This window comes from Dyella sp. 01N36, assembly GCF_056399745.1.
In genome coordinates this window covers 1-8,711 of the sequence record NZ_JBFTRY010000144.1, presented here as the reverse complement: position 1 = coordinate 8,711, position 8,711 = coordinate 1, and the positions used below count along the sequence as shown (strand labels likewise).

10 protein-coding genes are annotated in these 8,711 nt (G+C 64.1%); 9 read left to right on the top strand and 1 reads right to left on the bottom strand.

Annotation, left to right across the window (positions count from 1 at the left end; all coding sequences use genetic code 11):
- From AC1DMG_RS16910 to AC1DMG_RS16870, 9 genes are all read left to right on the top strand, one after another.
- A partial coding sequence (locus AC1DMG_RS16910; RefSeq protein ID WP_477180805.1) for a S46 family peptidase occupies positions 1-265 on the top strand: 265 nt, incomplete at its 5' end.
- A 161-nt stretch (positions 266-426) separates the two neighbouring features.
- Positions 427-1,179, top strand: coding sequence for a carbonic anhydrase family protein (locus AC1DMG_RS16905; RefSeq protein WP_441603555.1), 753 nt, complete (start codon positions 427-429; stop codon positions 1,177-1,179).
- A 151-nt stretch (positions 1,180-1,330) separates the two neighbouring features.
- Positions 1,331-2,278, top strand: coding sequence for a tRNA (adenosine(37)-N6)-dimethylallyltransferase MiaA (gene miaA, locus AC1DMG_RS16900; protein WP_441603554.1), 948 nt, complete (start codon positions 1,331-1,333; stop codon positions 2,276-2,278).
- Between the two features lie 159 nt (positions 2,279-2,437).
- On the top strand, positions 2,438-2,707 hold the full coding sequence (hfq, locus tag AC1DMG_RS16895) for an RNA chaperone Hfq (RefSeq protein ID WP_477180804.1): 270 nt from the start codon (positions 2,438-2,440) through the stop codon (positions 2,705-2,707).
- 150 nt (positions 2,708-2,857) lie between these two features.
- On the top strand, positions 2,858-4,183 hold the full coding sequence (gene hflX / locus AC1DMG_RS16890) for a ribosome rescue GTPase HflX (protein WP_477180803.1): 1,326 nt from the start codon (positions 2,858-2,860) through the stop codon (positions 4,181-4,183).
- A 296-nt stretch (positions 4,184-4,479) separates the two neighbouring features.
- Complete coding sequence (hflK, locus tag AC1DMG_RS16885) at positions 4,480-5,652, top strand: FtsH protease activity modulator HflK (RefSeq protein ID WP_441603552.1); 1,173 nt, start codon at positions 4,480-4,482, stop codon at positions 5,650-5,652.
- Positions 5,649-6,518, top strand: coding sequence for a protease modulator HflC (gene hflC, locus AC1DMG_RS16880; RefSeq protein WP_441603551.1), 870 nt, complete (start codon positions 5,649-5,651; stop codon positions 6,516-6,518). The genes hflK and hflC overlap by 4 nt, the downstream gene beginning before the upstream one ends.
- Before the next feature lie 12 nt (positions 6,519-6,530).
- The gene (locus tag AC1DMG_RS16875) at positions 6,531-6,716 is read left to right on the top strand and encodes a DUF2065 domain-containing protein (RefSeq protein ID WP_441603550.1); all 186 of its coding nucleotides are present in this window, start codon (positions 6,531-6,533) and stop codon (positions 6,714-6,716) included.
- A gap of 179 nt (positions 6,717-6,895) precedes the next feature.
- Positions 6,896-8,188, top strand: a complete 1,293-nt coding sequence (locus tag AC1DMG_RS16870; RefSeq protein ID WP_441603549.1) for an adenylosuccinate synthase — start codon at positions 6,896-6,898, stop codon at positions 8,186-8,188.
- 213 nt (positions 8,189-8,401) lie between these two features.
- On the opposite strand, the gene AC1DMG_RS16865 is transcribed toward AC1DMG_RS16870, so the two are convergent.
- Positions 8,402-8,711: hypothetical protein (locus AC1DMG_RS16865; protein ID WP_477180802.1), on the bottom strand; the 310-nt coding region annotated here is incomplete at its 5' end.

The following is an 8,711-nucleotide window of genomic DNA, read 5'->3' as shown; positions in this document are numbered from 1 at the left end:
TGCGAAGACCAAGGCCATGCCGGTCGACTTCCTGAGCAATCTGGATACCACCGGCGGCAACTCGGGTTCGCCCGTATTGAACGCCAAGGGCGAGCTGGTAGGCCTCAATTTCGACAGCAACTGGGAGGCGGTGAGTGCGAGCTGGATGTTCGATCCGCGTTACAAGCGCGCCATCCATGTTGATCTGCGATATATGCGTTGGCTGATGGACAAGGTCTATCCGGCCCCGCAGTTGCTGAATGAGATGGGTGTGCCGAGGCGCTGATTCCCCCACTGTGGGAGCGCACCCTGTGCGCGAGGGCCTCACCCTGTCGCGGCGCTAGTCGCGCACAGGGTGCGCTCCCACAGACAGCCGACGAACTGAGGTTCACACMGGTTTCATCCCCCCAGGCGTGCAGTAGTTCCTTCCATTAGGGAGGGGACGTTATGCAGCATGACGACGCTTGTTGCGCCGGCGCGACGGATCCCGCGCGCCGTTCGCTGTTGAAATCTGCCATCGGTGCCGCCGCGTTTGCCGCGGTGGGCGGCGTTTCCTGGCTCATGCCTGGACTTGCACAGGCCGCCGCGTTGACCAAGGAGCAACGCGATGCGATGACGCCAGACCAGGTCATCGCCATGCTCAAGGAAGGCAACGAGCGATTCTGTGCCGGCAAGATGCAGGGACACGACTATCTGGCACAGAAGCGTGCCAGCGCCGGCGGGCAATACCCGGCAGCGGTGATCCTCAGCTGCATCGACTCGCGCGCGCCGGCCGAAATCATCCTGGATGCAGGGATCGGCGACACCTTCAATGGGCGCGTCGCCGGCAACGTCGCCAACGACGATCTCTTAGGAAGCATGGAGTTTGCCTGCGCGCTTGCCGGCGCCAAGCTTGTGCTGGTGATGGGGCACACGGCCTGCGGTGCGATCAAGGGCGCCATCGACAACGCCAAGCTCGGCAACCTCACCGGCCTTCTCGACAAGATCAAGCCAGCCGTCGAAGCCACCAAGTTCAGTGGCGAACGCACCAGCAAGAACGATGCTTTCGTTGATGCCGTGGCCGCGACCAATGTGCGTCAGACGGTGGCGGAGATCCGCCGTCGCAGCGATGTGCTGGCCGGCCTGGAGAAGGACGGCAAGATCAAGATCGTCGGCTCGATGTATCACCTCGTTGGCGGCAAGGTGGAGTTCTACACCTAGACTCATGCCGCCGTTTGTAGGAGCGCACTTGTGCGCGACCGAGGCATCGACAGGGCGCTGCGGTCGCGCACAAGTGCGCTCCTACAATGAAACGGCGCTCGTGGTGAGACAGGGTTCGTCGTGATGCCGGCTTCATCGGTAGAATGCGCCGATGCCGATCGATCAGCGCCCACTCGCCGTATTCCTGATGGGCCCGACCGCGTCGGGCAAGACCGCGCTTGCATGCGCCTTGAGCGATCAGTTCCCGCTCGACCTGGTAAGCGTCGATTCCGCCCTGGTCTATCGTGGCCTCAATATCGGCGCGGCCAAACCGGATGCGCCGACGCTCGCGCGCTACCCGCATCGACTGATCGATATCCGCGATCCGGCCGAGCCTTACTCGGCCGCGGATTTCCGCGGTGACGCCGTAGCCGCCATGCAGGACATCACGGCGCAGGGCAGGGTGCCACTGCTCGTTGGCGGCACGGGGCTTTATTTCCGCGCGCTGCAACAAGGCCTTTCGCAGCTGCCCGAAGCCGATCCGGCGGTGCGTGAGCGCCTCACTGCGCAGGCGGCGGATGATGGATGGCCTGCGCTGCATGCGCGTCTGCAACAACTCGATCCCTCCGCCGCCGAACGCATCGGGCCCAACGACGCGCAGCGTATCCAGCGCGCGCTGGAAGTGATCGAGCTCACCGGTCGCCCGTTGTCAGAGCAGCAGCGCGGCGGCAGCGGCGAGCGTTTCCCCTGGCGCGTGCTCAAGCTGGCGCTGGTGCCGCAGGACCGTGCGCCCTTGCACGAACGGATCGCACAACGTTTCGACACGATGTTGCGCGATGGATTTCTCGACGAAGTTCGCGCCCTGCGCGCCCGCGGCGACCTGCATGCCGATCTCCCGGCCATACGCGCCGTAGGCTACCGACAGGCCTGGGATTATCTGGACGGCCAAACCAGCGAGGCAGAATTTCGCGACCGCGGCGTGTTCGCGACACGTCAGTTGGCCAAACGGCAGATCACCTGGCTGCGCAGCGTGCTCGACGCACGGATGCTTGATCCGGAGGGTTCTGCGACGTGGAATCTTGCCGAGGATGCCCTGCGTTTGTATCTCGGCGAACAATAGTGTGCCGCTCAGTTCTCTAAACACCATTTTCACACCTGACGAAAGCTGCATTCGCCCTTTCATCAACGATTTAAAAGTGGTTAATATTCCTCCGCCTTGGACCGGGGCGCGTCACGCGTCTTTTATCCCGGTCCGTCCGTTGCGAGGGGAGAACAAGAAATGTCCAAAGGGCAATCATTGCAAGATCCGTTTCTTAATGCGCTGCGCCGTGAACGCGTTCCGGTCGCTATTTACCTSGTCAATGGCATCAAGCTGCARGGCAMKATCGAGTCGTTCGATCAGTTCGTGGTGCTGCTGCGCAACCAGGTAAGCCAGATGGTCTACAAGCACGCCATCTCCACCGTAGTACCCAGCCGCAATGTGCGCATGGGCAATGGCCACGACGGTCCGGGCGATGCGCCGGGCGGTGCCGCCGAAGCGGAAGCTTGATTACGACGGGTGGTCGACCCATCTGAGTAGGGTAGGCGTCGCGGCATTATCGGCCGGCGGCGTATCCACATACACTTCCCACTCCGATCCGTGCCGTGGACCGTCTTAAGGTCCGCGGCATCGCGTCTTCATAAAGGTCTTCCCGCCCTCGTGTTTGATCGTCAAAAGAAAGGCGAACGCGCCGTCCTCGTGCTCCCGCATTCCCGTGGAGAGGGCGATACGGCGCGGCGCGCCGAAGAATTCGCCGAGCTCGTGCGCTCGGCAGGCGCCGAGATCCTCGGCAGCATCCCCGCACGCGTCGTCGAGCCCAACCCGCGCTATTACATCGGCACCGGCAAGGCCGACGAGGTGGCTGAGGCCGCCCGGGCGCTCGAAGCCGACCTGGTCCTGGTCGATCACCTGCTCACCCCGGTGCAGGAGCGCAACCTCGAAAAGCTGCTCAATGTGCGTGTGGTGGACCGTGCCGGCGTGATCCTGGACATCTTTGCCCAGCGCGCCCGTTCGCACGAAGGCAAGCTCGAAGTGGAGCTGGCCCAGCTCAAGCATCTTGCGACGCGACTGGTGCGCGGCTGGACTCACCTTGACGCCCAGCGCGGCGGTGCCATCGGCAACCGCGGCCCGGGCGAAACCCAGCTGGAAACCGACCRCCGCCTGCTCGCCGAGCGGGTGAAGATGCTCACCAAGCGTCTGGAAAAGGTGCAGACCCAGCGCGTCCAGCAGCGCCGCGCGCGCCTGCGCAACACCGTGCCGAGGGTCGCCCTGGTGGGCTATACCAATGCCGGCAARTCGACSCTGTTCAACGTGTTGACCGAAGGCGAAGTGTTCGCCGCCGACCTGCTGTTCGCCACGCTGGACCCGACCGTGCGCAAGCTCGACGGGCTGTCCTGCGGGCCGGCGGTGCTGGCCGACACGGTGGGCTTTATCCGCGAGCTGCCGCATGACCTGGTCGCCGCCTTCCGCGGCACCCTGGCCGAGGCGCGCGATGCCGATCTGCTACTGCATGTGAGCGACGCGGCCGACGAGGAGCGCGAGCGCCTCGCCCGCGTGGTCGACAACGTGCTCGAGGAAATCGACGCCGGCGACCTGCCGCAGCTGCGGGTGATGAACAAGATCGACCTGGCGGGCACCGAGCCGCGAATCGACCGCGACGCCGAAGGTCGCCCCACCACCGTGTGGCTGTCGGCCGCCAGCGGGCAGGGCCTGGACCTGCTTCGGCAGGCCCTGGGCGAGCTGCTGGGCGGCGAGCGCGTGCAGTCCGAACTGCGCCTGCCGCATACCGCCGGCCGCCTGCATGCCCGACTCAAGGCCGCCGGCGCCATCGTGGGCGAAGAGGTGGACGAGGATGGCTGGCGCTTGAACATCGATGCGCCGCGCAGCGTGATTGCGCCCTTGAGCGGCGGTAGCGCCAGCGAGGCAGCCTTGCTCCAGCCCATCCTTGGCACGGCCGAAGAGGCCTTGCAGGACGGCACCCTCTAACCAGCGAACCCCCTGTGGGAGCGCACCCTGTGCGCGACAGGCGCCCGAGCGCCCGGCGAACACCGGTTGTCGGGGTGGCCTTGCGGCGCCAGTCGCGCACAGGGTGCGCTCCCACAAGTGGAGCGCTTCCATGGGGAGGAATCCCTGGCGGGCTCTGTTAGAATGGTCGCTGTTTGTGTGCGGCCATTCGCGCTCGCGCGGTACCCATCTCAAGCAGCCGACCCTATGTCCAAACCCGTTCAACGCGCTTTCCGGCCAACGCAGCCGGCCTCCCAGCGGCCTTAAGGAGACTGACCATGGCCTGGAACGAACCCGGTAACGGGCAACGTGATCCGTGGAACAGGAACCGCCAGCCTGGCAATAAGCCGGGTCTGGAGGACATGCTCAGGCAGCTGCGCAACCGGCTGGGCAAGCTTGGCGGCGGCGCCGGCGGCATCTTCACCATCCTGCTGGCCTTCCTGATCGTCTGGATCGCCATGAGCAGCTTCACCATCGTGGATGCGCGCCAGGCCGGCGTGGTACTGCGCTTTGGCCAGTACTCCCGCACCCTGCCGCCGGGTTTCCACCTGAAGTTTCCGAGCCCCATTGAAACGGTGACCAAGGTCGGCACCACCGAGATCCGATCGGTGTCCGACAAGGTGCGCATGCTGACCAGCGACGAGAACATCATCTCGGTCGACTTCAACGTGCAGTACCAGGTGGCCGACGCCCGCAAGTTCCTCTTCTCGCTCAGCGGCCCGCCGGAAGACACGCTGCGCCAGGCCTCCGAGGCCGCCGTGCGCACGGTGGTGGGCGCCAATGTGATGGACAACATCCTCACCAGTCAGGGCGAAGGCGAGACCGTCGCGCCCGCCGCTGCCAGCACCGTGGCGGGCGCCTCGTCCGTGGCGACCCCGGCCGTTGTACCCGTGACCGGCGTGAAGGCGCAGACGCGCGACACCCTGCAGCAGCAGACGCGCGAAATCCTGCAGGCCACGTTGGACGAATACGACGCCGGCCTCGTGGTGACCGACGTGAGCTTCCAGAACGTGGCCCCGCCGCAGGAAGTGAAGGACGCCTTCGACGACGTCAACGCCGCACGCGAAGACAAGCAGGGCACCGAGAACAACGCACGCGCCTACGCCAGCCAGGTCGTACCGGTGGCACGTGGCGATGCCTCGCGCATTTCTGCCGAGGCCCAGGGTTATGCCGCTGCACGCGTGGCCACCGCCACCGGTGATGCCTCGCGCTTCAACCTCATCCTCAAGGAATACAAGGCCGCGCCGGATGTCACGCGCCGTCGCCTGTGGCTGGAAACCGTCGAGGACGTGATGTCGAACAATCCCAAGGTGCTCGATGGCTCCGGCGGCCGCAACATGATCTACCTGCCGCTCGATCGCGCGACCGGCAAGGATGTGCCGAACGTGGGCTCGGTGATGCAATCGGCAGGCAGCGACAGCAGCCTCGGCGGCAAGGAGAAGCAGCCATGAAGATCGTCTCCGCCATCATCGCCGTGCTGATCGTGTTGCTCGGCTTCAACAGTTTGTTTGTCGTGCACGAAGGGCAGACCGCACTCGTGCTGCAGTTCGGCCGCATCGTGCGCACCGGCGACCAGCCCGGCCTGCACGCCAAGTTGCCGTTCATCCAGCAGGTGATGACGTTCGACAACCGCATCCTCACGTTGGAAGCGCCGCCCGAGCGTTACTTCACCTCCGAGAAGAAGAGCGTCAACGTCGACTTCTATGTGAAGTGGCGCATCGCCGACAACGCCGCGTATTACCGCGCCACTGCGGGCGACGAGCTGCAGGCGGCCAATCGCCTCACGCCGATCGTGAAGGACGCGCTGCGTTTTGAATTCAATGGTCGCACCTTGCAGGAGCTGGTCTCGGCCGGCCGCAAGGACGTCACCGAACGCGTGCGCAAGCAGACCGACACGGCCGCCCGCAAGAATTTCGGCATTGCCGTGGTCGACGTGCGCATCAAGCGTATCGATCTGCCGGACGAAGTGAGCGAGTCGGTGTACAAGCGCATGCGCGCCGAGCGCACGCAGCTCGCCAACGAATTGCGCTACACCGGTCAGCAGGCCGCCGAAACCATCAAGGCCGACGCCGATCGCCAGGCCCAAGTCGTGAAGGCGGAAGCCGAGCGCGATGCGGCCAAGGTGAAGGGCGAGGGCGATGCCCAGGCCGCGGCGATCTACGCGCAGGCTTACGGCCAGGACCCGGAGTTCTTCGCGTTTTATCGAAGCCTGGCCGCGTACCGTACCTCCTTCAAGGACGGCAAGGGCGTGCTGGTGCTGCGACCGGATTCGGAATTCCTGAAGTATTTCAGCGACGGCGCATCGTCCAAGCATTGAGTGGCAGGGACGATGTCGAAGGAATTGGCAGGCGCGTTGTGCCTGGTGTTGGTGTTTGAAGGGCTGGTGCTGTTTGCCGCGCCGCGCGGGTGGCAAGCCACTATGCGCGAGGCAGTCAACATGAGCCCGCGCACGCTGCGCGTGTTTGGCGCGCTGGCCATCGGCATTGGCCTTGTGGCCTTGCAGTTGGTGCATTGACTTGATGCGGCGATGGGCCGTTCAACCCATCGGAAACCGCCACGGTTTCCTCATCGTCATCCCGGCTGGTGTCGGGATCCAGCGACGTCGAAGGCGCTGGCATGACGCGCTGAGGTAGCCAGCCGAATTCGCGGCCCTTGGGCCATCCGATTTTTCAAATTGACGAGAGCAACATCATCATGGGCAAGTCAGTAGTCATCCTTGGTGCGCAGTGGGGCGACGAAGGCAAGGGCAAGATCGTCGACCTGCTGACTTCGAAGGTCAGCGCCGTCGCTCGCTTCCAGGGCGGTCACAACGCCGGCCACACGCTGGTCATCGGTGGCAAGAAGACCGTGCTGCATCTGATCCCGTCGGGCATTCTGCGCGACGACGCGCTGTGCCTGATCGGCAATGGCGTGGTGCTTTCGCCGCAGGCGCTCAAGCAGGAAATCGAAGAGCTCGAAGCGCAGGGCGTGGAAGTGCGTTCGCGCCTCAAGATCAGCCCGGCCACGCCGTTGATCATGCCGTACCACATCGCCGTCGATAAGGCGCGCGAAATCGCTGCCGGCAAGAGCGCCATCGGCACCACCGGCCGCGGCATCGGCCCGGCGTACGAAGACAAGGTGGCTCGCCGCAGCGTGCGCGTGGCCGACCTGATGTATCCGCACGAGCTGCCCGAGAAGATCAAGGCCGCCGTCGAGTACCACAACTTCATCCTCACCCAGTGGCTGAAGGCCGAGCCGGTCGACTTCCAGACCGTGCTGGACGATGCGCTGGCCTATGGCGAATTCATCCGCCCGATGGTCGACGACGTCGCCACCATCCTGCACGACGTGCGCAAGGAAGGCGGTCACATCCTTTATGAAGGCGCGCAGGGCGCGCTGCTCGACATCGACCACGGCACCTACCCGTACGTGACCTCGTCCAACACCACCGTGGGCGGCGCGCTCGCCGGCACCGGCGTTGGCGCAGGCGACATCGACTACGTGCTGGGCATCTGCAAGGCGTACGCCACGCGCGTGGGCGGCGGTCCGTTCCCGACCGAGCTCAACGACGAGATGGGCGAGCGCCTGCGCAAGGTCGGCAACGAGTTCGGCGCCAGCACCGGCCGTCCGCGCCGCTGCGGCTGGATCGACCTCGTCGCGCTCAAGCGCGCCGTGCAGATCAACGGCATCAACGGCCTGGCCATCACCAAGCTCGACGTGCTCGACGGCCTGCCGACCATCAAGGTCTGCATCGCCTACGAATACCGCGGCAAGCGCCGCGAACTGGCCCCGCTCGACGCGGACGGCTGGGCCGAGTGCAAGCCCGTCTACCTGGAATTCCCGGGCTGGGACGAATCCACCGCCGGCATCCGCGAATGGGACAAGCTGCCTGCTGCTGCTCGTGCCTATCTGCGCGCGGTGGAAGAGCTGTCGGGTTGCAAGCTGTCGCTGGTGGCTACCGGTGCGGATCGTGATGACACGATCGTGCTGGATGATCCGTTCGCTTGATCGGTTAGTGCGTAGGCAAGGCAAACAAAAAGGCCCTGCAATCGCGGGGCTTCTTTTTACTACCGGATGGCGTTGGAGTCTGTTCGCCTCGAAAGCGTAGCCATGTTGGCTACGAGCGTAGCGTTACTGGCTACAACATGAGGTGTTAACTACCTCCGTCCCGTTTTCAGAAAGTCGTTGTTGTAGTACGGGTCGTCTAACTACGTTAGCCCATTAGTTCCCTGAAGAGGCGACTTCCTTAGCCACAATTCGAAGCATTTTCGCGTCGTTCCATGCAGACACAAACGAAAAAACCTTAAACCCTTCAACAGAATCCTCATCGGCCATGTCACAGGCCAACGATAGGAAAGGATCTTCAATCTCGATAGTCCCGTGGCTTAGCGCCTTGCCTTCAGGACTGAACCATTGATACCCCGCAACTTGCCTAAAGACCAGTTCGGACTCTTGCTCTCTCCAGTTGAGATAGGCGACATGTAGCTCATCGCCAACTAACGTGACGCTGGATATTTCAGCGTCGTCGAAG